This is a genomic window from Orbaceae bacterium BiB, assembly GCA_036251205.1.
Lineage (GTDB): Bacteria > Pseudomonadota > Gammaproteobacteria > Enterobacterales > Orbaceae > Orbus > Orbus mooreae.
This window is the reverse complement of the sequence record CP133958.1, coordinates 650,299-676,508: the sequence shown is the minus strand read 5'-3', so window position 1 is coordinate 676,508 and position 26,210 is coordinate 650,299. Positions and strand designations below refer to the sequence as shown.

The window sequence follows — 26,210 nt, the reverse complement described above, 5'->3', positions numbered from 1 at the left end:
TGTCTGTTAAACAGTAGGCTGTGTTAGATTCGTTCAAATCTTAATGCTCGCCTTTCAATTAAGCGCATAATAACACTTAACAGCCCATTAATAACTAAATAAATGCAACCAGTTAAAATTAAAATTGAAAAGTCGTAATAGCGACCATTTAAAAATTGGTTATATCCCATCACATCCATTAATGTTATTGTAGAGGCTAAAGCAGTACCTTTTACAACAAAAATCACTTCATTTGAGTAAGAAGATAAGGCTCGTTTTAAGGCGTAAGGTAGAACAATTTTTAAGGTTTGAATTTTATTCATACCTAGCGCAGCACAGGCTTGCCATTGCCCATTTGGTACTGCTTTTAGTGCACCATAAAATATTTGTGTAGTATAAGCGGCACTATTTAATGTTAAAGCTAAATAGGCACAAAACCAAGGTGATGAAAGTAGCGACCATAAGGTTGGTAGATTATCTTTGATAAAACTAAACTGTGCCGGGCCATAATAGATTAAAAATAGTTGTACTAATAATGGTGTTCCCGTAAAAGCAATAATATAAGCTTTAATCGGTTTAGTTATGTACCATCTGTTTGATGTGAGTAATAATGATAACCCAATAGCAAAAATGCAAGCAGTAATAATACCAGCGACACTTAATGAGAGAGTTACCGGTAAGCCTTTTAATAATGTTAATAAATAATCCATCAATGACATACTTGTACCTATCCTTTAGCCATTGTTGTTGGATTTTCAAAATATAAAGAACGCTTTTCTAATATTTCGAGAATTTTTTGACTAATTAAAGAGATGATTAAATAAATCGCTGCTGCAATTAAGTAACCTGTAAATGGTTGATGAGAGGTAGCAATCGTTGATTTTGTTTGCATCATAATATCATTAACCGTAATTAATGAGACTAATGCGGTATCTTTTAATAGAACTAGCCATTGATTGCCTAATCCAGGCAGTGCATGACGCCACATTTGTGGAATAACAATTCGGGTAAGTGTTCTAAATTTACTGAGCCCGAGTACTTGAGCTGCTTGAATTTGTCCATTTGGTACAGCTTTGAATGCACCTCGTAGTGTTTGCGAGGCATAAGCTGCATATAATAGTGATAAAGCGACAATACCACAAAACATCGGACTAATATTAAAATCAGTAATTTCAAGATGTACTGTAAATTGAGTAAAGTAGAGTGGAATAGTGACATCCATTCCGCCATTTAAGATATTATCAGCAATAAAAATAAGTAGAAGAGGGATACCATTATAAATGGCAATAACCACCAAGATCTCAGGTAATGCTCTAACAATAATAACAAATAGCGAGACTAACCAAGCAATAGGTTTAAATTTTGATGACTCTAAAATCGTAAAAATAAAAGCAAGTACTAATCCACAACCTAACGAGATTATTGCAATTATTAATGTTGTTTTTGTCGCATCAATTAACGGAAAGTGGCTAATAAAATCAAACATGGCAATATCTTAAAAACCTTTAAAAAAATATCGCCGCAGATATTGCGGCGAATTATCGAGCATCTTAACAATTTGTTATTATTGTGCAAACCATTTTGCATAAATTTTATCATAACTGCCGTCATTTTTCATCTTGGATAGACTTTCGTTAAATTGCTCAAGTAGACTATTATTACCTTTTCTTACTGCAATTCCTAAACCTGCTCCAAAATATTCAGGATCAACAACACGGTCACCCACTTTGTTTAATGATTTCTCATTTTTTAACCATTCATCAGCGACAGCTGAGTCACTAAATATTGCATCAATTCGACCCGCTTTTAAATCTACAACTGCATATTGGTAACTGTCATAGCTTACAACTTCGATTTGTGGGAATTTTTCCATTAAATATTTTTGATGAGTTGTCCCATTTTGAATACCAACTCGTTTTCCATTGAGTGAATCTATAGAGTCAACAGTTCCATTAATTGCAATAAATTGAGCTGAGTTATCATAATAAGGTTGGGTAAAATCAACTTGTTCACTTCTTTCTGGTGTAATATCAATACCGGATATTGTGGCATCAATACGACGAGTTTTTAAGCTTGGAATTAAGCTATCAAAAGATTGATTAACAAACTGACACTTTTGTTGTAAATCTTCACAAATTTTATTCGCAATATCAACATCAAAACCAACTAGTTGATTATTTTCATCCATGAATTCAAATGGTGGATATGTTGTTTCCATACCGAATGTTAAATCTTTTGCCGATACACTGAATATACTACTAGCTAATGCGATAAAAAGTAATGTTTTTTTCATGATTACACTTTAATATTCTTTAACAAATTAATGAGATAAATACATCTGAAATTCTTTTGAGGATGGATGAATAAAGCAGGTATTATCACCTTCTTCAATTATCTTTCCCTTTTCCATATAGACAACTTTTGACGCTACTTTTTTAGCAAAATCTACCTCATGAGTGACAATAATTTGTGTTATCCCTGTTGATGATAATTCATTGATGATTTCAGCAACTTGCGCAGTGATTTCAGGATCTAACGCAGCAGTTGGTTCATCAAATAACAATATTTTAGGCTCCATCATCAGCGCTCGCGCAATTGCAACACGTTGTTGTTGACCACCCGATAGATGTAATGGATAACGATCAGCCATTGCATCAATTTGTAATCGTTCGAGAATTTTTAATGCTTTATCGCTGGCTTCTGCTTTACTAATATTTAATACTTGGCAAGGCGCTTCGATTAAATTATCAAGTACAGTTAAATGTGGCCATAAATTATAGTTTTGGAAAACCATACCTACATTTGTTCGTAATTTTCTAATATCCGATTCTGATGGCGAATGATTAAAATCAAAATGTTTACTGGCAATTGTCATTGTGCCAGATGTTGGGATTTCAAGCAGATTAAATACTTTTAATAAAGAGCTTTTTCCCGCACCACTAGGTCCCAACAAAACAATTGTTTCGCCTAATGGATAACAAAGTGAAACATCGCATAAAGCCTGATGTGAACCATAAAAACAGTTAATATGGTTTAACTCAATATTCATAAATAAATAACAAAATCTAAAATTTTAAATTGACTAAATATTATATTTTATTGCATAACAATGCAATCTAAATTACGAATTATTGATTTAAAACAGCAGAATTATCGTTAGTATTTTCAGTTTCTTGAACGAGATGTTCTTATTCATCCGGAATAATTGGTAATAGCGGCCCTAAAAACTTTGGTTCTTTATTGAGAATATAAAGATCGATAAATGCGCTAATTCTTGCAAATATTTCGCGAATTTGTACTACATGGAAATTATTAGGGGTTGGAACTGCAAAGCATGTCGCATCGATACCTTGATATTGGGCGATAAATAGCGCACGTTCACAATGAAATTGTTGAGTAATAATTGTAAAATTATTGGCATCAAACACTTTATTGGCTCGAACAATTGAATCGAGAGTCCTAAATCCCGCATAATCAAGTACAATGACTGAATCGGGAACACCTGCTTTTAATAGGTCTCGACGCATAGTAATCGGTTCATTATAACTGAACATTGCATTATCGCCGCTGAGTAATAAATAATCTATTTTACCTAACCAATATAAATCAATGGCACCATCGATACGATTTTTATAGAAAGCATTAATACCACCACCTTTTATATATTTAGATGTCCCAAGCACCATGCCAACATTATGATGAGGAAGATCTTCGTAATCATGATATATATAAGGTTGTGTTTTTGAAATGATCCAATAATTGAGTGAAAACATCACAATTACGATCAAAATTAATATACAAAGTACATATTTTAATGCTTTTTTTATCATTAATATCCTTTAAAGCAAACTGTATATGGCAAGTAATACGGGAAATAAAAATGGTGCTAGTAATGAGGTCATAATACCACATAATACTAATGCTAAAGAGCTATAAGCACCTTCTCGGTAATCGACTTCTATACATCTTGCTGTACCTACTGCATGAGAAACACTTCCTATTGCAAGTCCTCGTGCAGCAGCTGATTTAATTTTAAATAGGTTCAATAATTGGTGGCCAAAAATAGCGCCTAGCGTACCAACTAAAATAACGCATAATGCTGAAATAGAGGGAACACCACCTTGGTTTTCTGCGATAGTTACCGCAATCGCGGTTGTTACCGATTTAGGTAGTATTGATGCCGCAATTTCTGGTGTCGCACCAAGCCAAAATGCAATGGCTACACCTGAGACCATTGCAAATAATGTAGCAAAGAAAGTAATAAATATGATCGATTTCCAACGTGATTTTATTTGTGGAATCAGTTCATATAGTGGATAAGCTAATGCAACCACTGAATAGGGGAGTAAGTCATTAATCCAGCGCACATTATGAAAATATTCATTATAGCTTGTATCCGTTAATAGCATAATCGGAATCAAGACGATGACCGAAATTACGAGTGGATTAAATAGTGTACTTTTCAATTTTAGAGCGAGTTTTCTAATTACCAAGAAAACAATAATTGTTAAGGGTAGCATCCAAATCATTGTGATTGTCCCTCATCAACACTGGTATTTTTATTGCGCGTTGATCGATCATAGAGACGCTGCGTAAACCAACCAATTACAATCATAACAATAAAAGTACTGGCAATACTACTAATTAAAATAGGTGCCCAACTATGTACGAGATAGATATAATTATCCATAATTCCCATCGCAGCAGGAATAAATAAAATCGTCATATAGCGCATAAATAGATTACACCCATTTTTCACCCATTTTGTTGGAATAAGCTGAAATGTGAGTAAAAAAAACAGTAGTAGTAATCCAATAATACTGCCGGGAATAACAATTGGTAAAATCATCGAAATTAGATTACCTATCCAGAGGCAAATAAATAGAATGGCAAAACTACGACCATAACTAAAAGCAGTATAATACAACGAATATAAACGGTGACGCATTGTCGCATGACGAGCTAAAAAATGTTTCATGGTGGTTTTTTATCAACAAAAACAGATCTTTTGATGTAGCTATAATACGCTCTTCTCTATAAATGTGCAAAATTATAGGTAGAAATTTTAACAGCTTTTAGTCGCTATTTTATTATTAATAACCTAATAATACTGGCTAACGAATTTATAAAAAGTAATGTTGTTTAGATTGGCTATTTTTGAAAATAAAAATTGTTTGGTTATTACGATTCACTTTAGTTAAAATAATTACACTAAAAATTATAATAGAATAATCATCATGCTTGTTTCATGGTCAGGTCGGGGCTTAATCGTTTTCCCTATTATTATCGTTATTGGTTTTGTTGTTGCACTGTATGTGCCATCACATTCTCCTTTTTTATGGCCAGCTTTTACCGGTATTCTCTCTGGATTGATTATATATTTACTGGGTAACTGGTGGAATGTTTATAAACAACCTTTACCGCAAGAAGATGCGTTAATCAATACAAACACACAATATAAAAAAATCACTCACAATAGCCATAGACTCTATTGGATCCCGATTCAATATCTTGGCATTGCTCTAATTGTGATTGGCTTTGTATTTATACTTTTATCGATCATCAAATAGTTTTGATGTAATTATGCTAGAATGCTGATATTTAAAACAAGACTAATCTAAGGTTAACTGTTTTAAAATAGTTAACTTTAAGGAATTAAGTATGACAAAAAAATTGTTAAATCGGGTACTGCTCATTAATGATGATGGTATTGATGCGCCAGGTATTGTGTTACTCAAAGAGATTGCTCATAGGTTAGCAAATGAAGTGTGGGTTGTGGCTCCGGCTATTGATCAAAGTGGTGTTTCATGTGCTGTGAGTTTAAAAGCACCATTTCGAGTCAGTAAACGCAGTGAACAAGAGTATGCTGTGTATGGTACTCCTGCTGATTGTGCGACGTTTGCTATACAATATGTCATGAAAGATAATTTGCCAGACTTAGTCTTATCTGGAATTAACAATGGCTCTAATTTAGGATTTGAAACGTTACTCTCTGGTACCGTTGGCGGTGCAATGGCTGCGATGGTCTTGGGGATTCGCTCTATTGCATTTAGTCAGGTTGTTGCTGAAGGTAGTGGCATTACCAATTGGAGTAGTGCTAAACACTATGTTCGTCCAGTGATTGAAAAATTACTCCATTCACGGTGGCCTCATCATATTTGTATGAACGTAAATTTTCCTAACTGTGATTATTCGCAGGTTAATGGTGTCAGAATCACTCGACAGGGTGAGCCTGATGTTGCCGGATTATCGATTACGCGAGTAAAAGATCCCGAGAATAATGACTATTTTTGGTTTAGAGCTGTACACAGTTTAGTCACTAGTGAACCAGAAAAAGAGCTTGATGCGGTTAACTTAAATTATGTTGCCGTTACGCCATTATCTTATGAAAGAACAGATATAGCGGTATTTCAAAACTTACAAAATGAGTTTGATTAACGATCGTATGATATTATGAAAAAAATCACGTTTATCACACTGGGTTTTTTATCATTTTTTTTAGGAACCGTGGGCATTTTTTTACCACTTTTGCCTACGGTACCATTCTATTTATTAACCGCTTATTTGTGGTTTAATAGTTCGCAGCGGTTACATGATTATTTAATTAATTCAAAATATTATAAAAAATATATTCACGAAACTCTTGTTGAGAAAAAAGTTACTCCAAAAAAATTAATCAAGATGTTACTGGCTGTTTTTGTGGTTCTGCTGATCCCTTTTATCATATTCGATTCATTACATGTTCGTATTATTTTAGGGATTGTTTTTATTGGTCATATCATTGGGGGTTATTGGTACTTTATTCGTAAATCATAATTTACTCATATCTATCTAACTACAATTTTTTTACTATAATAATATCTTACAGCAAGATTATAACGAAATTAGTGTTAAAAACTGAGTTACTTAAGCGTACTGATTTTATAGAAAGGCAATACAAAGCTGAGCGGTGGATTAATTTGAAATATCAAACTATTATTTAATAATCAGTTGTCTAATGCTTAACACACGTTTGAGCAGTAGACAACGTTGTTCATCTGACTATTAATCGCCACTATAACTATCACACTATTTAGCTTAGTGCATTATCCACAGTACAATTATGAAATAGTATTAGTCTGTTTGGTTATTTTTGATAACTTGATGATAGTAATGATATTAATAATTGCGAATGTTGTTTCAATAGCAAGACTGCCAATTGATCCCATCCAAATACTATAAATAATCCATAACACACTACTTAGTAAAATACCAAATCGCATTGAAGCTTGTTGCAAACGGAACATTGAAAATGTTACTAAACTTGTACCAATCACTGACAAATATTGCATCGGCACCACAATTGTTGGTAAACTTAATACCCACATTAATAGAATAAAAAATATCATGACGAATAGATTTCGAGTATAGGCTGAGGCAATATTACGGAAAATATTAATAATATTTAAAATAGCAGCGGGGTAGGAGTCTGGTCCAAGTAAGTAAAAATGCACCGACATAATAATATTAACGATGGTAAGTTGCCAGCGAAATGCATTATCACTTCGCTGTAAAAATGCACTTACACCAACAATATAGCCTAGTACACCAATCAGTTGCGGGATGGTAAAAAATTGCGCAAGCCAAGTAGAATTTAATAAATCATTCATTTTTTAATCAATTCATTATCTAATGGATGTAAATGCAATATATGACCCATTTTTTGTGCCTTGGTCTCTAAATAATGCTCATTATAAGGATTTTCGCCAACTTCTAAGGCAACTCTTTCCACAATTTTTATACCCGCTTCGGTTAATACTCGAATTTTTTCTGGATTATTCGTTAACAGCTTGATCTGTTTTACTCCGAGTAATTCAAGCATATCTGCACACAAGGTAAAATCGCGTTCATCAGCGGCAAAGCCTAATTGATGATTGGCTTCAACTGTATCATAGCCTTGATCTTGGAGAGCGTATGCTCTAATTTTATTTAACAGACCAATATTACGGCCTTCCTGACGGTGATAAAGTAAAATACCAAGTCCTTCTTTCGCGATCTGTTTTAAGGAGGCTTCAAGCTGAAAACCACAATCGCAACGCAAGCTGAATAGTGCATCACCAGTTAAACACTCAGAATGGACACGAGTTAAAATAGGTTTATTTTGCTCAATATCACCTAAAATAAGTGCCACATGATCTTTACCTGTTGCTAACTCTTCAAACCCTACCATGGTAAATACACCCCATGGAGTAGGTAATTTCGCTTGTGCAACTTTTTTTAATTGCATGAAAAACTCCAACTAATATCAATAAATTGCTAGTGATTATATACTGAAAGTCAAGGAAGTGGCAGAGGGTGAAAGAATTGTTCTTTCACCTATCACTATTTTTACACTAGAATAACACTCTACATTAAAATTTTAACGAAAATAGGTAATAAATAACTAAGTATTTTGGTTATTTTGTTAGATTTTTCAAAAAATAAGCATAGTATTTAGCAACTATGATATCATGCGATACATATTTAACTTTCAATTTGTTTTGATTAAAATACGCAATGTTACCTATCATTAAAAAAACTTTTTTTGTGCTTGTGCTATTTCTCATCGCTCCAATTATCGTGATGACGACCAATTGGCAATGGCAGCCTGAATCATTAAATGCAGTCTCTCATTATTTATTTTGGCTTACCGAAACCGCAGGAGTTCCTTGGGCATTACTAACTTGCTTATTTTTCACATTACTATTCTCGCTGCTTTTAAAAGTGAGATCAAAAATACAAATTGTAAAATTAATTTTAGTATTAGTTATTGCAATGGTTGTCGGTCAATTAGTTAAATCGGCTATAAAAACCTATACAGCAGAATCTAGACCATTTGTCTTATGGATTGAGGCCGAATACAGTATTCAAGATGAATATTTCTATTCATTACCGCGTAGTGAACGAAAAGAGATTATCAAAGAGTATATTTATCAATCACCTAAAATACCACACTGGCTATATAAACATTGGTGTAACGAGACAGGGTATACTTTTCCTTCTGGTCATACTTTATTTGCCGCTACGTGGGCTTTTCTGGCTCTAATGTTGCTTAATTTTAAACGGCACTATTTCGTGATTAGTATTATCATTGCTTGGGTAATTTTGATTGAAATCAGTCGGCTAGATCTTGGTATGCATCGTCCAATTGATCTTATTGTCGGTGCAATTATTGCTTGGCCTGTCGCGCTATTGTCGTACTATTTGGCCCGTCGCTGGCAGATTATTAAAGAATAAACTAACGATACATCTTTAATCTGCTTTAGTATATAATTGACAACATGTATTACAGTAAATAAAAAAGACTACTTGAAAGGAACCATTAATGAAATTTGTGATACTTTTTTTATTGTTGATTGTAATTTTTGCTGTATCGATAACTCTGGGCGCGAATAATAATCAACCCGTTATGTTTAATTATTTATTGGCTCAATCTGAGTTTCGTCTATCAACATTACTGGCTATTTTATTTGGTTCAGGTTTTGTATTAGGTTGGTTATTAACTGGTTTCTTTTTTGTGAAAATGAAATTGAAATTGACGGCAACCCAACGTAAATTAAAGAAAATACAAAAAATGTATGATGACGAAGTTGCCGATCGTCAAAAAAATGAACTTATCACCATCAATAAAAAATAGTCCACGATTATGTTTGAACTTCTATTTTTGTTATTACCAATTGCAGCCGCCTATGGATGGTATATGGGTGGGCGTAATGCTAAGCAAAAATATCAAAATGAATCAAATCGATTATCACGCGAATACGTTGATGGTCTAAACTTTTTACTCTCCAATCAAAAAGATAAAGCGGTTGATCTCTTTCTTGATATGCTAAAAGATGATTCCGGAACGTTAGAAGCACATTTAACGTTGGGTAATTTATTCCGCTCAAGGGGCGAGGTTGATCGGGCAATTCGCATTCATCAGGCACTAATGGAGAGCGCATCATTGACTTTTGAGCAACGATTGCTGGCTATCCAACAATTGGGCCGAGACTATATGACAGCTGGATTTTATGATCGGGCTGAAGATATGTTTTTACAGCTGATTGATGAAGAGGATTTTCAGCAATATGCACTGCAACAGCTTATTGTTGTCTATCAATCAACTAGTGAATGGAATAAAGCGATTACGGCTGCGACCAAACTTGTTAAATTAGGTCAATCTAAATATAACCAAGATATTGCTCAATTTTATTGTGAATTAGCCTCACTTTCGATTGCTGCTGATGATTTACCCAAATCACTTTTTTATCTACAAAAATCAATCTCGGCTGATGCCAACTGTGCTAGAACATCGTTGATGTTTGGTCGTGTTCTTATGGCGCAAGGGCATTATGATAAAGCGGTTGAACACTTGACACAAATTTTAGTACAAGATAAAGCTTTCATTGGTGAGGCTTTACCGTTTATTAAAGATTGTTATCAGTTTTTAGATCAAGAAGAGACATTAAAAAAATTCTTAAAACAATGTGTTGATGCTGATTCAGGTAGCGTTGCAGAATTGATGTTGGCAGATATGATTGAAAAACAGACTGGGCGCGAGTCAGCACAATATTATATCTATCGCGAGTTAGTTAAAAATCCAAATTTAAAAGGGTTCTATCGTTTAATGGATTATCATTTAGCTGAAGCTGAAAATGGTCGAGCGAAAGAGAGCTTATTACTGTTACGTAATATGGTCGGAGAACAGATTAAGGCGGTACCTAACTACCGTTGTGAACGTTGTGGTTTTACCGTTAATTCTATTTATTGGTTATGTCCTGCATGTCGATCATGGTCAACAATTAAACCTATTCGTGATTTTGTCCAGCATTCAAGTTAATGTTTCATTCAATATTAAAAGAGTTATGTTATGTTTTTAGTAGATTCACACTGCCATTTAGATAGTTTAGATTATAATAATAAAACGATAGAAGATGTGATATCCCAAGCGCAGCAGCGAGATGTGAAACACTGTTTAAGTGTCGCAACAACATTGTCCGGTTATCAAGCAATGCGTAAATGGCTTTCACCTTATTTGCCGACAATTTCATTATCATGTGGCGTACACCCATTAAATTTGGATGATGAGCCATTTGATTTCAATCTATTTAGTCAGCTTGCGACTGATGAACATGTCGTAGCATTAGGCGAAACTGGTTTAGATTATTATTATCAACAGGATAATATAAAAATACAACAAACGGTTTTCGCGCAACATATTCAACTAGGCCGAGAACTTAAAAAACCAGTGATTGTACATACAAGACAAGCAAGACAAGATACGTTGGCAATCATTAAATCTGAAAATGCGTATTCTGGTGTATTACACTGTTTTACTGAAGATATTGATACTGCAAGACAGTTATTAGATCTTGGGTTCTATATTTCATTTTCGGGTATTGTCACGTTTAAAAATGCAGAGTCTTTACGTGAAGTCGCTCGCTTTGTACCGATTGATCGATTACTTATTGAAACTGATTCTCCATATTTAGCGCCAGTGCCTTATCGTGGTAAAGAGAATCAGCCCGCTAATGTAAGAGAAGTTGCTGAATATTTGGCTGTCTTAAAACAGTTACCGCTTGAGATTATTGCTGAAAAAACGACACAGAATTTTTGTCATTTATTTGGTGTAAGATTATGTTAATATGTGTTTTTTGTGATTAATACAAAAGCATACAATAGATGAGAAGGGCATTATTATGTATCAAGAAACTATTTTTAGTAAAATCATTCGCCGTGAAATTCCTGCTGATATAGTTTATCAAGATGATCTTGTTACTGCATTTCGAGATATTTCACCCCAAGCACCGATACATATTTTAATTATTCCTAATAAAATTATTCCAACTGTTAATCATGTAACCGCTGAAGATGAACAAGCATTAGGACATCTATTTGTTGTTGCAGCTAAAATTGTACAGCAAGAAGGGATTGATGAGAGTGGTTATCGTTTAATCATGAACTGTAATAAAGATGCAGGGCAAGAGGTGTTCCACCTACATATGCATTTATTAGGTGGTAAAAACTTAGGTAAATTAATTAGTTAATGGTTATTATTGTAAGGTACAAAAGATGAAACGGTATCAACAAGCGATTTTGGTAATAATGGGGTCATTAATTTTGAGTGGTTGCCATTTGTTTGATCGTTCTGAGCAGGTAGCCGCACCAATACAACATGAACCCAATAAGGTGATCGAGTTACCACCGAAATTGATAACGACTGATTGGAAAAATGTGTTGTCACCATTGATAGCTGAATTAATACAGACAATGGCTGTGAGTGGTAATAATACGCTTTTAATTAGCGATAGCAAAAATAATACCGATCAGTATATCTCATCAACAACCATTAATAATATTCTTTTTAATGCGTTTAATCAGCAGAATATTTTCACGGTGATTGACGCTAAAACGGTTAATCAAGCAAAACAGCTGCTTGGACTTGCTAATGATGATGAACTCGTTTCACGTAGTAAAATGATTGCACTGGCCAGACAAGTAAAAGCCGACTACGTATTATTTACAACGATTAATCGCGTCGCCAGTCTTCCTGATACACCTGCAGATGTATCGATGGAGTTACTACTAACTAAAACCGGTGAGATTGTATGGCAGTTTTCATCAGATCAGATGGTCAATGACCAAAATGTAAATTAGAGAGAGATTATGGGACCATTGATGATTGATATACAAGGCTTAACGCTTTGTGATGAAGATAAAAAATTATTACAAAATGAGGCTGTTGCGGGCGTTATTTTATTTTCTCGTAATTATCAAGATGTGCATCAATTACGTGATCTCATTAAACAAATTAGAGCGGTATCCTCTGAACGTTTATTAATTACCGTTGATCATGAAGGTGGACGAGTACAACGTTTTAAAGAAGGTTTTACTCTTATCCCGCCAGCTCAAGCTTATGCTAAATTACGAGATATTAATGAGGCTAAGCAGCTGGCATTTGATGCGGGTTGGTTATTAGCAATGGAACTCATTGCATTTGATATTGATTTAAGTTTTGCACCTGTTCTAGATTTAGGACATCAATGTTTAGCAATTGGTTCAAGATCGTTTCATCAAGATGCCGCTATTGCTACAACAGTAGCTAGCGCCATGATTGATGGTATGCATGCTGCTGGTATGAAAACCACTGGTAAACATTTTCCTGGTCATGGGGCGGTAATTGCTGATTCCCATAAAGAGACGCCAATTGATGATCGAGATCAGCAAGCGATTAGACATGATATGCAGATTTTTGTCGATTTAATAAAAATGGGAAAACTTGATGCGGTAATGCCAGCCCATGTTATATATCCGGCATTTAATGATAAGCCAGCAAGTGGTTCACCATTTTGGTTAAAAACGGTACTTAAAACACAACTTAATTTTACTGGTGTGATTTTTTCTGACGATTTATCAATGGAAGGTGCTGCTTTTCTAGGTAATTATACCGAACGAGCTAACGCTGCGCTTAATGCGGGATGTGATATTTTATTAGCATGCAATAATCGTGAAGGAACTCTCGCTATTTTGGATAGTTTAGATTGCATGACTACTGATAAACCAAAAACATTATTATCAACGGTACACGTTGATTATCAAAGCTTAATTAGTAGCGATGAGTGGCAGTTGCGTCATAAAAAATTGAATCAACTTAATGATGAATGGCAGTATTCATTAAACCAATAGGTAGGAATATCATGACAAAAAGTAATTATTCACCTGTTGCAATAATTGAAATTGATTATGACGGAATATTATTAGCAATTAATAAAGCGGGTACAGCGCTCTTATCCTTACCTGATGAATTATTACAACAAACTAAACAAGCTAATTATTACTTTGATTATTATAAATTATTAAACCTTGATCCTAATATTCCAATCTCTGCACTTGAAAGTACGACGATTATTCTTAATCAGCAGTACTACTTTTTACAAATATTTGATGATATTGAGCGATTAGTTTTTGTCATTCAACCAATTAGTTATTTAAAAACTCGGTTGGCCAAAAAAGGTATTGCTAATCAACAAGCGTTTAACGTTTTTGCAACGAATAGCGCGACTATGCAAAAATTGATTAAACAAGCAAAATCGTTTTCAAAGCAGAAAGAACCATTATTAATTTCTGGTGCAACTGGAACGGGTAAAGATCTACTTGCGTTAGCTTGTCATCAATATAGCCAAAGAGGCGATCAAGTCTTTTTAGGCCTAAATTGTGCTGCGATGCCTGATGAGGTTGTTGAAAGTGAGTTATATGGCCATGCTCCTGGTGCTTACCCCGGAGCTATCGATGGTAAAAAAGGGTTTTTTGAACAAGCTAATGGTGGCTCAGTATTGCTTGATGGCATTGATGAAATGTCCTTTAGAATGCAAACAAAATTAGTTCGTTTTATTAATGACGGCTCGTTTCGACGTGTTGGTGATGATAACGAAGTGAGTGTCGATGTTAGAGTGATTTGTGCAACTAAAGCCGATCTATTTTCTTTAGTGAAACAAGGTAAATTTAGAGAAGATCTTTACTATCGTCTTAATGTTTTACCGCTTCATATGCCACTATTGAATGAGCGTAAAGAAGATATCATTGATTTAGCAAACTATTTTATCAATGAGTTTGCAGATAAACAGGGTATTATTGCGCCTATATTAATGTTAGATGCACAGTTACTATTACTCAATTATGATTGGCCGGGTAATGTGCGAGAACTAAAAAATATTTTATATTCTGCGCTAGCTCAACTAAATGGCAATGAACTGACTGCAAAAGATATTCAGTTACCATCTACTCAAGTGGCATCTTCCTATATGTTGAGTGATGATATGGAAGGTAAAACATTAGATGATATGACTAAGCAGTTTGAAAAATCGATCTTAAATCATCTTTACCAAACTTACCCAAGCTCACGAAAATTATCAAAACGATTGGGGATCTCTCATACTGCAATTGCGAATAAATTGCGAGAATATGGGATTGGGAAGTAACAATAAATTATAAAAAGTCTTAATGTGAGGTTTGTTTGTGAAAGTTGTTATTTCTTGTAGTAAGTTTGGTGTTAGCGGAGGTATGGAACGTTATGCATATGAATTAATTTATGGTTTTTATGATTTAGGCTTTCCTCCCACGGTGATTACACGACAAGTTGATAATAACTTACCGCATTTGGCTGAGTTTAATATTAAAAAAATTAATGTTAAGTTTATTCCGGGTAAGTTACGTGATCTATTTTTTTCATGGCGAATTAATCAGTATAGAAAATCCAATAAAATAGATTTATTGATTGGCTGTAGTCGAATAAGTTCTCCCGATATTATGATCTGTGGTGGTACACACATTGGTTTTATTAAAGCGATGAATAAAAAAACCAAAATATCGGATAAACTACAAATTAGATTAGAAAAAGAACAATGTAAAAATGCAAAATATATTGTTGCTCATTCACAATTGATGAAAGATGAATTAATTCAATTTTATCATGTCGATGAATCTAAAATTAAATTAATTTATCCACCTTCTGATAATATCAAATTCAGAACAATTAATTATAAAGAACGTAATCAACTTCGTGAAGAATTTGGGTTTAAAGACGATAAATATTATTTTTTATTTCCTTCAGGAAGCCATGAGAGAAAAGGATTACCTTTTTTGTATAAATTTTTTACTGAAACAGATTTACCCATTGAATTAGTGATTTTAGGCAAACCAGTTTCGGGACGGAATATTAAAACATTACCATGGTCAAATAAGATAGAAAAGCTTTATCAAGCTGTTGATGCGACAATACTGGCCTCTACATATGAACCTTTTGGTCTAGTTGGTATTGAATCTGTATTATGTGGAACACCTATTGTATTTGCCAATAATATTGGATCATGTGAGGTGATTGATGCTCCTGCTAAACAGACTTTTATTCCTCAAGATTACACTAGCTTAATGTTAGCGATTGAAAATATTATACGATTTGATAGGAAAGAATATACTGATTTAGTTCAATATATTCATTATGACGTATCTATAAAAAATCATATTCAACAAATTTTAAATTTGGTTGATTAAAGTGATTTGAATTAGAATGAATTATTTTATTGTAACTACTTATTTTTATTAAATAGAAAAATAAGTAGTCACTTTATGTTTTTTCTTTTATGAATAGTAAAAAGAGTATTTGATTTTAATTAAAAGAGCTAAGAATCTACGTCAAATTATAGCAAAATTAAGTAAAAAATATTATAGATTAAAATTAGTTTGTTCTTCTAAAAAATGTATAGAAAAAATTGTCCTAAATTTTTTATAGTAAATTTTCTATCTTATATCCATTAATGATATTATTTATCATACCATCAGAGGTATATTTATATAATTTTTCTATATTAATTGGTTCAAACTGAGTCATAAGAAATGCAGGAAGCTCATGATAGTTGTTTTCTAAAATAAAAATTTGTTCTGGGGTATAAAATTCGTAATTTTTAACAGCTTTATTTGTTGTAATGAGTTTTTTATTAAGTAGAATTGCCTCTATTGTCCGTAAAGATAAGCCTGATTGTCCAGTGTGGTTTATCTCCAAGATAATATCAGCATCCATCGATTTCTGAATATTTTCTTGATAGGTTAATGGCGTTTGTTGGTAATTATTATGTTCTGATGGGTAATTATCTTGTTGCTTATTATAGTGGACTAAATAAAAATCGGTTTGACAATTATTTGCATGTAAAACTGGTGTTAGTTGATTGATAATCGATTCTCTGTTTGGCCAAAACTCGCCCACAAAGAAGCAGGTCAATGATGTTCTGACTTTTTGTGAAAATTCATCTCTTATTTTCTGAATGTCTGAATAAGTAAAAGGTAAAAATTGTTCCAAATATAGAAAATTATACTTTTGACAGTCATCCAAATCAAAACTATATACCTTATTAAAATAGGGTATAATTTCATCAATATACGATTTGTCTTTATCTAACCAGTGTTTCTTATTTTTCATACTATCTTCCACAACATCAATAGTATCTCTAAGAATAAGTATTTTTTTACAATTAAGATCTTTGACTAAGTCAATAAACCCTGAAATACTAAACCCATTGCAAACGATTATATCATCTGGTTTTATATTTCTTAATTTAAAGAATTGGTGAATTTTTACAAACCACTTATTACTGATATTTTTTTGTTTTAATTTTAAGTTATGGCGCCTAAAATGCTTCATCACTTTATTTAAAACAATAATATTATATTTATTTTTTGATTTAAGTAAGCTAAACATTAGCTTTTCATATTCAGCGTTCCATTCAGCAAAATAAATTGTCATAGCCAATCCAATAAGATGAGATTAGTTTTGGATTATACATGATTAATGTTATATTTTTTAAAAAAAAAGTTATAAAATAGAGGATAATTTTGGTTATGGAATCGTTAAATGTTTTTTGAACAGAAAAAAGTGATAAAAGATACTTATCATGTAGGTGTAAATAACAGACAAAGTGTATTTAACGTTGCCTATGGGGTGGATCAAAATTTTCTATTTGGTAGCATGATCTCCATGACCTCGTTACTCATGAATAATTCGGATATTAGTTTTTGTTTTCATATTTTCACTGACTATATTGATGAAGATTATAAAACTAAAATTGAACAATTATCCTCGCAATATAATTGTGAAATCTTTGTATATTTAGTTGCTTGTGATGAATTAAAAATCTTACCTAGTACTAAAAATTGGTCATATGCTATGTATTTTCGTTTTATTGCATGTGATATTATTGGGACTCATCAAGAGCGAATGCTTTATTTAGATGCTGATATTATTTGTAAGAATTCGATACAAAAACTTGTAAACCTCAATTTAGATAATCGCTTTGCTGCGGTTGTGAAAGATGGTGATAGTCATTTTTGGAATGAAAGAGCTAATATTTTCGGTGTTCCTGAGATATCAAATGGGTATTTCAATTCTGGCGTAATGTTAGTAAATTTAAAAAACTGGACGGAACGTAACATTACTGAAGAATCAATGAAAATGCTTTTAGATCCTGAGGTACAAAAAAAACTTAAATTTCCTGACCAAGATGTATTGAATATCCTTTTATGTAAAGAGATTATTTTTCTTGAAGGTGATTATAATACTCAAACAAGCATTAATTTTGAATTGCAATGTGAAAAAAATAGCATCTATCCCCATCATATTCTCGATAAAACTGTATTTATTCATTATATTGGTCCGACAAAACCTTGGCATATATGGGCACAATACCCTATTTCTGAATATTTTCTGGTAGCTAAGAATAACTCCCCATGGAAACGTGATTCATTGCTAAAAGCACATTCAACGAGTTTATTGCGTTATCAAGCTAAACATCAAATTCACCAAAGAAAATGTCTACAAGGATTCTGGAGCTATCTACAGTATTTTTGTGCTAAGATGAGATAAAAATATTGATAATATAATAATGAATAATTATTTTAACAAGGTATGTAAAATATGATTAATTTTAATGAAGCCCCTTTTTTAGGCACTGAATTTGGATTTATCGAAGATGCGATTAACAGTAAGCATATCAGTGGCGATGGTATTTATACTAAAAAATGTAATAATTTATTAGAGTCTTATACAAATTCACCAAAATCTCTTCTGGTTCATTCTGGTACTGCTGCATTAGAAATGGCTGCTTTATTACTGAAGATCAAACCAGGAGATGAAGTTATTTGCCCATCTTATACTTTTGTAACTACTGCAAGTGCTTTTGCGTTAAGAGGTGCAAAACTTGTCTTTATTGATATTAAAGAAGATACTCTTAATTTCGATGAGACTTATCTTGAAGCTGCGATTACAAATAAAACTAAAGCAATTGTACCAGTCCACTATGCTGGAGTGGCTTGTAATATGGATGCAATTTTAGATATTGCAGCAAGATATTCTATTCCTGTTGTCGAAGATGCTGCTCAGGCAGTAGGAAGCGCTTATAAAGGAAAAAAATGTGGGGCAATTGCTGATCTTGGTTGTTTTTCTTTTCATGAAACAAAGAATATTTCTAGTGGAGAAGGTGGTGCATTAATCATTAATCGATCTGAACATATTGAGGCTGCTGAAATTATTAGGGAAAAGGGAACAAATCGTAGTAAATTTTTCAGGGGGCAAGTTGATAAATACACTTGGGTTGAACTTGGTTCATCATATTTGCCAAGCGATCTGATTGCTGCGTATTTATACCCTCAATTGCAGCAAGTCGATGCAATAAATAATAAGCGAATGCTTATTTGGAATCGTTATCATTGTTCTTTTGAAACTTTTGAAAGCAAAGGTATTATTAAAAGGCCATTCATTCCCAATTATTGCCAACATAATGCACATATGTATTATTTAAGATTCAATAATATAGAGACTCGAGCAAATTTTATTTCTTATATGAAAGAACATGGCATTACCTGCGTATTTCATTATATTCCTCTGCATTCATCACCTGCTGGTAAAAAATTAGGTCGATCGATTGGTAACATGGAGCATACAAACCATATTAGTGACACATTAGTTAGATTACCTTTATTTCATGGTATGACTGAACAAATGTGTGAAATGGTTATATCTTATGCTGCAAAATTTTTGGCTGCACAATGAAAGTGATTACTTATAAGGAAAATCAATTAAAAATATTGGGTATCAAAATTTTAAGAAAAAAACTTAAGGAAGGTTTAATTATTTATTATTTCTTATATCTTCCTATTTTTTATACAAAAAGTAAATTTTACTCAATTTACTCAGAGTATAAAAAAAATACTGTTTTTGATACAAAATCTTTTGATATAGCGGTTCAATCTTTTATCGATAAATATGTTGTTTTGCCCATAAATAAGAATCAATTAGATAACCAAAAAGTTTTACTAATAGCGACAGAGTTATACGATTCAGGTGGGCATACTGAATGCATAAAAAATTTAGTTGCAGCAGTTCCTGAATCTTATAAAACTGCTCTGTTTCTAACAAAAATGAATTATTCCTTAGATTCTGCACCTATAAAACTAGCAGAAATATCAAAATATATAAAAATTAGTGGAATTGAACAATCAATTAGTTGTGACAAATCGGCTATTAAAAAGTTAATAAGTACATATAATAAAATTATAAGCCAAAAACCCATGTTTATTATTTCTTTCTTGCACATGGATGATATTTTTGGCGTAGCTTTGCTTGCTATGATAAAAAAGTATACAGATATTAGGGTACTATTTTGGAATCATGCATCGCATTATCCTACTTTAGGGATGGCATTTGCTGATTTAATTTTTGAAGGTACTGCCACAACAGAACAAATGACTAAAGAACTTAGAGGATATAGCAACACAAAAATTATTGGTCTTCCTTATTTAAAAGAGGAAAATATACCGATATTTAATAGTAAGCTAATAAGAGAGACGCGAAAAAAAATCGGAATCCCTAATACCGCTATGTGTACTATGACTGGGTGTGCTTCATATAAGCTATTTGATGGTAATGAATCCCCTTATTTTCAACTAATAAAAAGGTTGTTGATTAAAGAAGACAATCTATACCATGTCGTGATTAGTCAATTTAATGAAGCGCAGCAAGCGATTTTAAATAGAATATTCGATAATTCAGAGTTATTAAAAAAAATAGTATTTTTACCCTTTACAACTGAGTATAAGCTGTTATTTAGATGCTGTGATCTTTTTATTGATAGTTTTCCTGTATCCTCGGCATTAACTCATGTTGATTTAATGAGTTTGAAAGTTCCTAATGTGATTAAGATTAATAAAAACCGTCCTGAGTTCTCATTTCATGAGTATCTTCCACCAGATTATGAATATATGTTTGAAGACGTAAATGAGATGGAGAAAGCGATTAGTTATTTGTTACATAATGAGAAAGAACGTGAATTGATCACAGCGGCGAATTATCAATATTTTTTAGAAACATTTGAAGGCAAAAGGTCGGTACAAAAAATATTTGATATGATGAATTTTTAATCAAAATTGAAATATATTATTTAAAAATAAATAGGTTATGGGGCGAGTTTTATGAAAAAAATAGCAATACTGCAATCAAATTATATTCCTTGGAAAGGCTATTTTGATCTAATTGCGATGGTTGATGAATTTATATTTTATGACGAAATGCAATATACTAAAAACGACTGGCGTAACAGAAATAAAATAAAAGTAAATGAAGGGAGTCGTTGGTTAACAATTCCTGTGTACAGTAAGGGTTTTCAAAATAGTAATCAACAGATTAAAGATACAATAATAAGTGATAATAGTTGGAATTTAAAACATTGGAACATCATAAAGCAATATTATAAAAAATCTCAGTATTTTGGTGATTATAAATTACTATTTGAAGATTTATTTTTAAATAAAGAAGAAAAATATCTTTGTGAGGTTAATTATAAATTTATTAAAGCAATTAATGAAATTTTAGGCATTACAACTAAATTATCTCTATCAACTGATTATCAGCTAATATCAGGAAAAACAGAAAGACTTGTGGATTTAGTAAAACAAGCTAATGGCACTGAATACATTTCTGGCCCGGCAGCCAGAGATTATATTGATGCTGATTTGTTTGCTCAAGAAAATATTACATTATCATGGATGGATTATTCTGGATATCCTGAATACAATCAACTTTATCCTCCATTTGATCATAACGTTACTATCTTAGATCTCATTTTTAATTGTGGCCCTGATGCGGCAAACTATATGAAAATGGTTAAATAGTCATGCTAAAAGTTTTATTAATTGGCTCAAATTCTATTGTAGCTCAAAGTTTATCGAGCTGCCTTGGTGAACAATATGAATTCATTCGGGTCAGTTCTAGTCATGAATCGGATATACAAATAGATCTAGAAGCAGAAACATATCATATAAAAAATGCACATTATGCTGATATTGCAATTAATTTTATAGCCTCTTTTAGTCCTGATAATGATGAGGGGGCTTATATTAATGAAAAAATTAATAGCCTGAGTTCGTTTACTATTATGAGGTTAATAAGAGAATTAAAAGTAAAGCGATTAATTCATTTATCATCTATATTTTGTTTGGAGCATATTGAAAATGAGTATTTTGGGTCATATGGTCTATCAAAAAAGCATGGCGAAGAAAATTTTAAGTTTTTATCTAAGTTACATAATATCGAGTTTATTGCTATTAGATTTACTCAAATTTATGATACTAAAGGTTACTGTAGTAAGCATCAACCATTTTTATATAATATGATAAAGCAGATACAAAAAGAAAAAAAATTTGTGCTGTGGGGAAGTAAGGATGTTAGCCGTAATTTTATACATATTAATGATGTTATTAATATTTTAAAAAGACTCATAACATCGACGGTCACTGGTACTTATAATGCCTTAGGTGATAAATCATATTCAGTTTCAGAGATTGCAGCTATGATCTTTAATGAATTGAATCTTAAGCATAATATAACGTTTGATAAGGATCAAACCAATATAAAAAGTGTCTATATCCCTAAGGAAAACTTAATAGACTTAGTCATAGATTATAATGATAGAATTCAGTTATCGGATGGTATCAAATATATTATAAGAGGAAAAGAATGAGAGTTTTAGTTACAGGTGTCGGGGCTATTATTGGCTATGGCGTCATCAATTCTATTCGAAACTATGATAAACATATTTTAATTGTAGGTATGGATATCTATTCAGATGCGGTAGGACAATACTGGTGTGATCAATTTGTACAGGCAAAGCCTGCATCTTCTGAAGAGTACCCTCAGTTTTTGCAAGAGGTGATAAAACAATATGAAATTGATTTAGTGATTCCATGTATAGAACAAGATATTAGTAGAATGTTAGCCATTCAACCATTATTTGCAGAACATGCAGTGAAGTTTGTTCTTCCTAATAAAGATATTCATCATATTACTCAAGATAAATATTTAACGTACCTGGCGTTAATGAAGAACAATATTAACGCGATACCTTCATATATCGATGGTAACTATGAGCTATTTGTCAAACAATTAGGTTCTCCCTTTCTTTTAAAACCACGCAGATCCTATGCTTCGAAAGGAATAGTAAAAATTGAAAATGAAGAAGATCTTTGTTACTGGCGCAAGAAAATTGGCGATAACTTTATGGTTCAGCAAATAGTTGGTGATAACGATCATGAATATACGGCCAGTATTTTTGGATTGGGGAATGGGCAATATAAGAATAGTATAATATTTAAAAGAAAGCTTAGTGGTGAAGGGGCAACGGCTAAAGCTGAAGTTATATTTGATAACGACTTATTAATCGAAATAACTAAGTTAACACGATTATTTAAGCCATCGGGCCCTACTAATTTTCAATTTAGAAAACATGATGGACAATACCTATTACTAGAGATTAATCCACGAATATCTTCTTCAACCTCTATTCGAGAAGCCTTTGGGTATAATGAGGCTCGTATGTGTATAGAATACTATCTTTATCATAATGAACCATATAATGTTGAAGTAATTAAAGGAAAAGCCATTCGCTATATTAAGGATATGATATGCTAGCATTTATCTCAGATATACATGGTAATTATCCAGCATTGTCAGCTGTTTTTGATGATTTAGATAACTATAATGTCAAACAAATTATTTCATTAGGTGATGTTTGTGGATATTATGCTGAGCCAAACCAATGTATAGAAGCGTTAATATCTAAAAAAGTAATAAATATTTTAGGTAACCATGATAACTATATCATTACTAATACAAAGTGTTCTAGATCAAATTCAGCTAATGCTTGTTTGGATTATCAGCGGAAAATTTTGAAACCAGAGAATATTGGATGGTTAAAGCAATCGTTATTAAAATATGACACAGAAACTATTTCTTGTGTGCATGGTGGGTGGAGTAATTTTTTGGATGAGTATTTAGCTGAGATCAATGAAAATTACTTTATGGAGTACCCTCAGAGATTTTTCTTTTCTGGTCATACTCATATTCAAAAGATTTTGTTTTTACAAAATAAATTATACTGTAATCCTGGATCGGTAGGACAACCTAGAGATGGTAATCCTAACGCTGCTTATGCTTTATTTGATGGTGAAAGTATTTATTTAAAAAGAGTTAAGTATGATATTGATCAAACAGCTAAACAAATGGAGATAGCTGGTTTTTCGAATTATTTTTACAGAAATTTATATTTTGGATTAAGAATAGGCGACAATAATATCAAAACGGCTTGCTAAAGTGATAATCTAGATGTTAACTGATAATTTTCGACTCTCATTTCCCATTTCCCCAACATTCAGGCATAATAGCGCCAATTAATTAAAAAATATTGGTGTTGTTGTGATTGATGATTTTGCTCCAGATGGTTTGCTTGCACAGGCAATAAAAGACTTTACGCCTAGACAAGCTCAACAGAAGATGGCAGCAAAAATTAGTGATGCGATTGAGAAGGCGAGTCCATTAGTGATTGAAGCTGGAACAGGTACAGGTAAGACATTTGCTTATTTAGTTCCCGCATTACGTAGTGAAAAAAAAGTCATTATTTCCACTGGTTCTAAAAATCTACAAGATCAACTGTACAGTAAAGATCTGCCTATCATCAAAAAAGCGTTAGAATTCTCGGGAAAAATAGCGTTACTAAAAGGCCGTAGTAATTATCTATGTCTAGAAAAGCTAATTCATCATCATTCAGCCGCCGGAGAGTTAGCAAAAACAGTACAAACTGATTTGGTACGAGTACGTCAATGGACAACCAAAACTCGAGATGGGGATATCAGTAAATGTACAACTGTCACCGAGAATAATCCGATTTGGTCTATGTTAACTAGTACTAATGATAACTGTTTAGGTAGTGAATGTCCGCAATATGATGATTGTTATGTTGTAAAAGCAAGGCGCAAAGCATTAAATGCTGATGTTGTTGTTGTCAATCACCATCTCTTTTTAGCTGACGTTGTGGTTAAAGATACCGGGTTTGGTGAATTAATTCCTAAAGCTGATGTACTGGTCTTTGATGAGGCTCATCAATTACCCGATTTGGCTTGTCAATATTTTGGGCAACAGTTATCCAGTAAGCAACTTTTTGATTTAGCAAAAGAGATATTACTTTGTTATCGTACTGAGGTTCGAGATATTGTGCAGTTGCAAAAATGTGCTGATAAATTACAAAAATGTACACAAGATTTGCGGATTGTAATTGGTAATGTCAGTATTAAAGGCAATATGCGAGATCTGTTAAGGCACTCATTAGTTCAATCAGAGATAGGTTACTTGCAGGAGTCCCTAAAGTTTTGTCAGGAAGTTCTCGAATTAGCAACTGGGCGCTCCTCTACACTCGATAATTGTTTGGAAAGAGTAAACCAATATCAGGCATTATTATTACGCTTATTAAATCATACGGTAACTGGCTTTAGTTATTGGTATGAGTGTATCGGGAATCACTTTAATTTAGCATTGACACCATTATCAATTGCTGACAAATTTACTGAATTAATGGAAGAGCGGAAGGGAGCTTGGATTTTTACATCAGCAACGTTGTCTGTTAATAATAATCTTGATTACTTTACGCGTAGATTAGGCTTAACTGATGCGACTTCTTTGATATTAGATAGCCCATTTGATTATCAACATCAGACAATTTTTTGTGTACCGCGGTATATTCCTTCACCTAATGAGGCAAACTCTGCTGAAAAGTTAGTTGATATCTTATTGCCGGTGATTGAGGCGAATAAAGGTCGCTGTTTTTTCCTTTGTACCTCATATATGATGATGAATGAATTAGCCAAGCTATTTAAAGAACGCACATTATTACCCGTTTTAGTTCAGGGTGAAACTAGCAAAGGTGAGCTATTAACACAGTTTATTGATGAAGGTAATGCTTTATTAATTGCGACAAGTAGCTTTTGGGAAGGTATTGATGTTCGTGGCGATATTTTATCTTGTGTGATTATTGATAAGCTACCGTTTACATCACCAGATGATCCGTTAATGAAAGCGCGCATTGAAGACTGTTTACTGCAAGGCGGTGAACCGTTTAATGATATCCAGATTCCTGAGGCTGTAATTACCTTAAAACAGGGAGTCGGTCGATTAATCCGTCATAATGATGATCGCGGTGCAATTATCATTTGTGATAATCGATTGGTTATGCGCCAGTATGGTGCTATATTTACTAGTAGTCTTCCACCATCCCCACGTACGCGTGATATTGGTAAAGTGACTGATTTTCTTTTGAGTCAAAAATAGACTAACATTTTTTTATGAACCTATTTATCTAAGT

30 protein-coding genes are annotated in these 26,210 nt (G+C 32.8%); 20 read left to right on the top strand and 10 right to left on the bottom strand.

The annotated features are described in order from the left end of the window. Positions 1-23: 23 nt before the first annotated feature. From artM to RHO11_03150, 7 genes are all read right to left on the bottom strand, one after another. Positions 24-698, bottom strand: a complete 675-nt coding sequence (artM, locus tag RHO11_03180; GenBank protein WVD62149.1) for an arginine ABC transporter permease ArtM — start codon at positions 696-698, stop codon at positions 24-26. An 8-nt stretch (positions 699-706) separates the two neighbouring features. Continuing rightward, positions 707-1,465 (bottom strand): arginine ABC transporter permease ArtQ, encoded by a 759-nt coding sequence (gene artQ / locus RHO11_03175; GenBank protein WVD62148.1) that lies wholly within the window; start codon positions 1,463-1,465, stop codon positions 707-709. 78 nt (positions 1,466-1,543) lie between these two features. Continuing rightward, complete coding sequence (locus tag RHO11_03170) at positions 1,544-2,272, bottom strand: lysine/arginine/ornithine ABC transporter substrate-binding protein (GenBank protein WVD62147.1); 729 nt, start codon at positions 2,270-2,272, stop codon at positions 1,544-1,546. 27 nt (positions 2,273-2,299) lie between these two features. Then, positions 2,300-3,028 carry an arginine ABC transporter ATP-binding protein ArtP gene (gene artP / locus RHO11_03165; GenBank protein WVD62146.1) on the bottom strand — a complete coding sequence of 243 codons (729 nt, stop codon included), beginning with the start codon at positions 3,026-3,028 and terminating at the stop codon, positions 2,300-2,302. 139 nt (positions 3,029-3,167) lie between these two features. Further along, entirely contained in the window at positions 3,168-3,809 is a 642-nt protein-coding gene (locus RHO11_03160; GenBank protein WVD62145.1) for an ElyC/SanA/YdcF family protein, read from the bottom strand. A gap of 9 nt (positions 3,810-3,818) precedes the next feature. Next, positions 3,819-4,508 (bottom strand): CidB/LrgB family autolysis modulator, encoded by a 690-nt coding sequence (locus tag RHO11_03155; protein WVD62144.1) that lies wholly within the window; start codon positions 4,506-4,508, stop codon positions 3,819-3,821. Then, a complete protein-coding gene (locus RHO11_03150) occupies positions 4,505-4,957 on the bottom strand; it encodes a CidA/LrgA family protein (GenBank protein ID WVD62143.1) in 453 nt (150 codons plus the stop codon). Before RHO11_03150 ends, RHO11_03155 begins: the two co-directional genes overlap by 4 nt. A gap of 259 nt (positions 4,958-5,216) precedes the next feature. Between RHO11_03150 and RHO11_03145 the strand changes: the two genes are divergently transcribed. The 3 genes from RHO11_03145 to RHO11_03135 all read left to right on the top strand — a co-directional run bounded on the left by RHO11_03145 (position 5,217) and on the right by RHO11_03135 (position 6,795). After that, entirely contained in the window at positions 5,217-5,549 is a 333-nt protein-coding gene (locus RHO11_03145) for a hypothetical protein (protein ID WVD62142.1), read from the top strand. Between the two features lie 91 nt (positions 5,550-5,640). After that, positions 5,641-6,417: a 5'/3'-nucleotidase SurE gene (surE, locus tag RHO11_03140; protein ID WVD62141.1), complete on the top strand. Its 777-nt coding sequence runs from the start codon at positions 5,641-5,643 to the stop codon at positions 6,415-6,417. Positions 6,418-6,432: 15 nt separating this feature from the next. Continuing rightward, a complete protein-coding gene (locus RHO11_03135) occupies positions 6,433-6,795 on the top strand; it encodes a YbaN family protein (protein ID WVD62140.1) in 363 nt (120 codons plus the stop codon). A gap of 284 nt (positions 6,796-7,079) precedes the next feature. Here the strand turns inward: RHO11_03135 and RHO11_03130 are convergent, their stop codons facing one another. Further along, complete coding sequence (locus RHO11_03130; GenBank protein WVD62139.1) at positions 7,080-7,628, bottom strand: YgjV family protein; 549 nt, start codon at positions 7,626-7,628, stop codon at positions 7,080-7,082. After that, the gene (gene ribA / locus RHO11_03125) at positions 7,625-8,245 is read right to left on the bottom strand and encodes a GTP cyclohydrolase II (GenBank protein ID WVD62138.1); all 621 of its coding nucleotides are present in this window, start codon (positions 8,243-8,245) and stop codon (positions 7,625-7,627) included. The genes RHO11_03130 and ribA overlap by 4 nt, the downstream gene beginning before the upstream one ends. Before the next feature lie 269 nt (positions 8,246-8,514). Between ribA and RHO11_03120 the strand changes: the two genes are divergently transcribed. The 9 genes from RHO11_03120 to RHO11_03080 all read left to right on the top strand — a co-directional run bounded on the left by RHO11_03120 (position 8,515) and on the right by RHO11_03080 (position 16,029). Further along, positions 8,515-9,234 carry a phosphatase PAP2 family protein gene (locus tag RHO11_03120; GenBank protein ID WVD62137.1) on the top strand — a complete coding sequence of 240 codons (720 nt, stop codon included), beginning with the start codon at positions 8,515-8,517 and terminating at the stop codon, positions 9,232-9,234. A gap of 88 nt (positions 9,235-9,322) precedes the next feature. Beyond that, positions 9,323-9,634 carry a lipopolysaccharide assembly protein LapA domain-containing protein gene (locus RHO11_03115; GenBank protein WVD62136.1) on the top strand — a complete coding sequence of 104 codons (312 nt, stop codon included), beginning with the start codon at positions 9,323-9,325 and terminating at the stop codon, positions 9,632-9,634. A 9-nt stretch (positions 9,635-9,643) separates the two neighbouring features. Further along, positions 9,644-10,819: a lipopolysaccharide assembly protein LapB gene (gene lapB, locus RHO11_03110; protein WVD62135.1), complete on the top strand. Its 1,176-nt coding sequence runs from the start codon at positions 9,644-9,646 to the stop codon at positions 10,817-10,819. Positions 10,820-10,849: 30 nt separating this feature from the next. Further along, on the top strand, positions 10,850-11,623 hold the full coding sequence (locus RHO11_03105; protein WVD62134.1) for a YchF/TatD family DNA exonuclease: 774 nt from the start codon (positions 10,850-10,852) through the stop codon (positions 11,621-11,623). A 55-nt stretch (positions 11,624-11,678) separates the two neighbouring features. Then, positions 11,679-12,026 (top strand): HIT domain-containing protein, encoded by a 348-nt coding sequence (locus RHO11_03100; GenBank protein ID WVD62133.1) that lies wholly within the window; start codon positions 11,679-11,681, stop codon positions 12,024-12,026. A 25-nt stretch (positions 12,027-12,051) separates the two neighbouring features. Further along, positions 12,052-12,636: a hypothetical protein gene (locus tag RHO11_03095; GenBank protein ID WVD62132.1), complete on the top strand. Its 585-nt coding sequence runs from the start codon at positions 12,052-12,054 to the stop codon at positions 12,634-12,636. Between the two features lie 21 nt (positions 12,637-12,657). Continuing rightward, entirely contained in the window at positions 12,658-13,665 is a 1,008-nt protein-coding gene (gene nagZ, locus RHO11_03090) for a beta-N-acetylhexosaminidase (protein ID WVD62131.1), read from the top strand. Between the two features lie 11 nt (positions 13,666-13,676). After that, positions 13,677-14,957: a sigma 54-interacting transcriptional regulator gene (locus tag RHO11_03085; GenBank protein ID WVD62130.1), complete on the top strand. Its 1,281-nt coding sequence runs from the start codon at positions 13,677-13,679 to the stop codon at positions 14,955-14,957. Between the two features lie 37 nt (positions 14,958-14,994). Then, on the top strand, positions 14,995-16,029 hold the full coding sequence (locus RHO11_03080) for a glycosyltransferase (GenBank protein ID WVD62129.1): 1,035 nt from the start codon (positions 14,995-14,997) through the stop codon (positions 16,027-16,029). Positions 16,030-16,261: 232 nt separating this feature from the next. Here the strand turns inward: RHO11_03080 and RHO11_03075 are convergent, their stop codons facing one another. Further along, positions 16,262-17,275, bottom strand: coding sequence for a hypothetical protein (locus RHO11_03075; GenBank protein WVD62128.1), 1,014 nt, complete (start codon positions 17,273-17,275; stop codon positions 16,262-16,264). 108 nt (positions 17,276-17,383) lie between these two features. Here RHO11_03075 and RHO11_03070 point away from each other — a divergent pair, with 108 nt between their 5' ends. The 8 genes from RHO11_03070 (at position 17,384) to RHO11_03035 (ending at position 26,176) form a co-directional block, all read left to right on the top strand. Then, positions 17,384-18,391 carry a glycosyltransferase gene (locus RHO11_03070; protein WVD62127.1) on the top strand — a complete coding sequence of 336 codons (1,008 nt, stop codon included), beginning with the start codon at positions 17,384-17,386 and terminating at the stop codon, positions 18,389-18,391. 51 nt (positions 18,392-18,442) lie between these two features. Next, the gene (rffA, locus tag RHO11_03065) at positions 18,443-19,576 is read left to right on the top strand and encodes a dTDP-4-amino-4,6-dideoxygalactose transaminase (GenBank protein WVD62126.1); all 1,134 of its coding nucleotides are present in this window, start codon (positions 18,443-18,445) and stop codon (positions 19,574-19,576) included. Further along, entirely contained in the window at positions 19,573-20,943 is a 1,371-nt protein-coding gene (locus RHO11_03060; protein WVD62125.1) for a glycosyltransferase, read from the top strand. Before rffA ends, RHO11_03060 begins: the two co-directional genes overlap by 4 nt. Before the next feature lie 51 nt (positions 20,944-20,994). Then, the gene (locus tag RHO11_03055) at positions 20,995-21,693 is read left to right on the top strand and encodes a WbqC family protein (GenBank protein ID WVD62124.1); all 699 of its coding nucleotides are present in this window, start codon (positions 20,995-20,997) and stop codon (positions 21,691-21,693) included. Between the two features lie 2 nt (positions 21,694-21,695). Beyond that, a complete protein-coding gene (locus RHO11_03050; GenBank protein ID WVD62123.1) occupies positions 21,696-22,541 on the top strand; it encodes an NAD(P)-dependent oxidoreductase in 846 nt (281 codons plus the stop codon). Further along, positions 22,538-23,488 (top strand): ATP-grasp domain-containing protein, encoded by a 951-nt coding sequence (locus RHO11_03045; GenBank protein WVD62122.1) that lies wholly within the window; start codon positions 22,538-22,540, stop codon positions 23,486-23,488. The genes RHO11_03050 and RHO11_03045 overlap by 4 nt, the downstream gene beginning before the upstream one ends. Continuing rightward, positions 23,482-24,168, top strand: coding sequence for a metallophosphoesterase family protein (locus tag RHO11_03040; GenBank protein WVD62121.1), 687 nt, complete (start codon positions 23,482-23,484; stop codon positions 24,166-24,168). Before RHO11_03045 ends, RHO11_03040 begins: the two co-directional genes overlap by 7 nt. Before the next feature lie 103 nt (positions 24,169-24,271). Continuing rightward, positions 24,272-26,176: an ATP-dependent DNA helicase gene (locus tag RHO11_03035; protein ID WVD62120.1), complete on the top strand. Its 1,905-nt coding sequence runs from the start codon at positions 24,272-24,274 to the stop codon at positions 26,174-26,176. The last annotated feature ends 34 nt before the right edge of the window (positions 26,177-26,210 follow it).

What these genes read in the sequence shown, in the direction of transcription:
- artM (WVD62149.1), bottom strand. Translation starts at nt 698, where the DNA reads ATGTCATTGATGGATTATTTATTAACATTATTAAAAGGCTTACCGGTA.
- artQ (WVD62148.1), bottom strand. Translation starts at nt 1,465, where the DNA reads ATGTTTGATTTTATTAGCCACTTTCCGTTAATTGATGCGACAAAAACA.
- RHO11_03170 (WVD62147.1), bottom strand. Translation starts at nt 2,272, where the DNA reads ATGAAAAAAACATTACTTTTTATCGCATTAGCTAGTAGTATATTCAGT.
- artP (WVD62146.1), bottom strand. Translation starts at nt 3,028, where the DNA reads ATGAATATTGAGTTAAACCATATTAACTGTTTTTATGGTTCACATCAG.
- RHO11_03160 (WVD62145.1), bottom strand. Translation starts at nt 3,809, where the DNA reads ATGATAAAAAAAGCATTAAAATATGTACTTTGTATATTAATTTTGATC.
- RHO11_03155 (WVD62144.1), bottom strand. Translation starts at nt 4,508, where the DNA reads ATGATTTGGATGCTACCCTTAACAATTATTGTTTTCTTGGTAATTAGA.
- RHO11_03150 (WVD62143.1), bottom strand. Translation starts at nt 4,957, where the DNA reads ATGAAACATTTTTTAGCTCGTCATGCGACAATGCGTCACCGTTTATAT.
- RHO11_03145 (WVD62142.1), top strand. Translation starts at nt 5,217, where the DNA reads ATGCTTGTTTCATGGTCAGGTCGGGGCTTAATCGTTTTCCCTATTATT.
- surE (WVD62141.1), top strand. Translation starts at nt 5,641, where the DNA reads ATGACAAAAAAATTGTTAAATCGGGTACTGCTCATTAATGATGATGGT.
- RHO11_03135 (WVD62140.1), top strand. Translation starts at nt 6,433, where the DNA reads ATGAAAAAAATCACGTTTATCACACTGGGTTTTTTATCATTTTTTTTA.
- RHO11_03130 (WVD62139.1), bottom strand. Translation starts at nt 7,628, where the DNA reads ATGAATGATTTATTAAATTCTACTTGGCTTGCGCAATTTTTTACCATC.
- ribA (WVD62138.1), bottom strand. Translation starts at nt 8,245, where the DNA reads ATGCAATTAAAAAAAGTTGCACAAGCGAAATTACCTACTCCATGGGGT.
- RHO11_03120 (WVD62137.1), top strand. Translation starts at nt 8,515, where the DNA reads ATGTTACCTATCATTAAAAAAACTTTTTTTGTGCTTGTGCTATTTCTC.
- RHO11_03115 (WVD62136.1), top strand. Translation starts at nt 9,323, where the DNA reads ATGAAATTTGTGATACTTTTTTTATTGTTGATTGTAATTTTTGCTGTA.
- lapB (WVD62135.1), top strand. Translation starts at nt 9,644, where the DNA reads ATGTTTGAACTTCTATTTTTGTTATTACCAATTGCAGCCGCCTATGGA.
- RHO11_03105 (WVD62134.1), top strand. Translation starts at nt 10,850, where the DNA reads ATGTTTTTAGTAGATTCACACTGCCATTTAGATAGTTTAGATTATAAT.
- RHO11_03100 (WVD62133.1), top strand. Translation starts at nt 11,679, where the DNA reads ATGTATCAAGAAACTATTTTTAGTAAAATCATTCGCCGTGAAATTCCT.
- RHO11_03095 (WVD62132.1), top strand. Translation starts at nt 12,052, where the DNA reads ATGAAACGGTATCAACAAGCGATTTTGGTAATAATGGGGTCATTAATT.
- nagZ (WVD62131.1), top strand. Translation starts at nt 12,658, where the DNA reads ATGATTGATATACAAGGCTTAACGCTTTGTGATGAAGATAAAAAATTA.
- RHO11_03085 (WVD62130.1), top strand. Translation starts at nt 13,677, where the DNA reads ATGACAAAAAGTAATTATTCACCTGTTGCAATAATTGAAATTGATTAT.
- RHO11_03075 (WVD62128.1), bottom strand. Translation starts at nt 17,275, where the DNA reads ATGACAATTTATTTTGCTGAATGGAACGCTGAATATGAAAAGCTAATG.
- RHO11_03070 (WVD62127.1), top strand. Translation starts at nt 17,384, where the DNA reads ATGTTTTTTGAACAGAAAAAAGTGATAAAAGATACTTATCATGTAGGT.
- rffA (WVD62126.1), top strand. Translation starts at nt 18,443, where the DNA reads ATGATTAATTTTAATGAAGCCCCTTTTTTAGGCACTGAATTTGGATTT.
- RHO11_03060 (WVD62125.1), top strand. Translation starts at nt 19,573, where the DNA reads ATGAAAGTGATTACTTATAAGGAAAATCAATTAAAAATATTGGGTATC.
- RHO11_03055 (WVD62124.1), top strand. Translation starts at nt 20,995, where the DNA reads ATGAAAAAAATAGCAATACTGCAATCAAATTATATTCCTTGGAAAGGC.
- RHO11_03050 (WVD62123.1), top strand. Translation starts at nt 21,696, where the DNA reads ATGCTAAAAGTTTTATTAATTGGCTCAAATTCTATTGTAGCTCAAAGT.
- RHO11_03045 (WVD62122.1), top strand. Translation starts at nt 22,538, where the DNA reads ATGAGAGTTTTAGTTACAGGTGTCGGGGCTATTATTGGCTATGGCGTC.
- RHO11_03040 (WVD62121.1), top strand. Translation starts at nt 23,482, where the DNA reads ATGCTAGCATTTATCTCAGATATACATGGTAATTATCCAGCATTGTCA.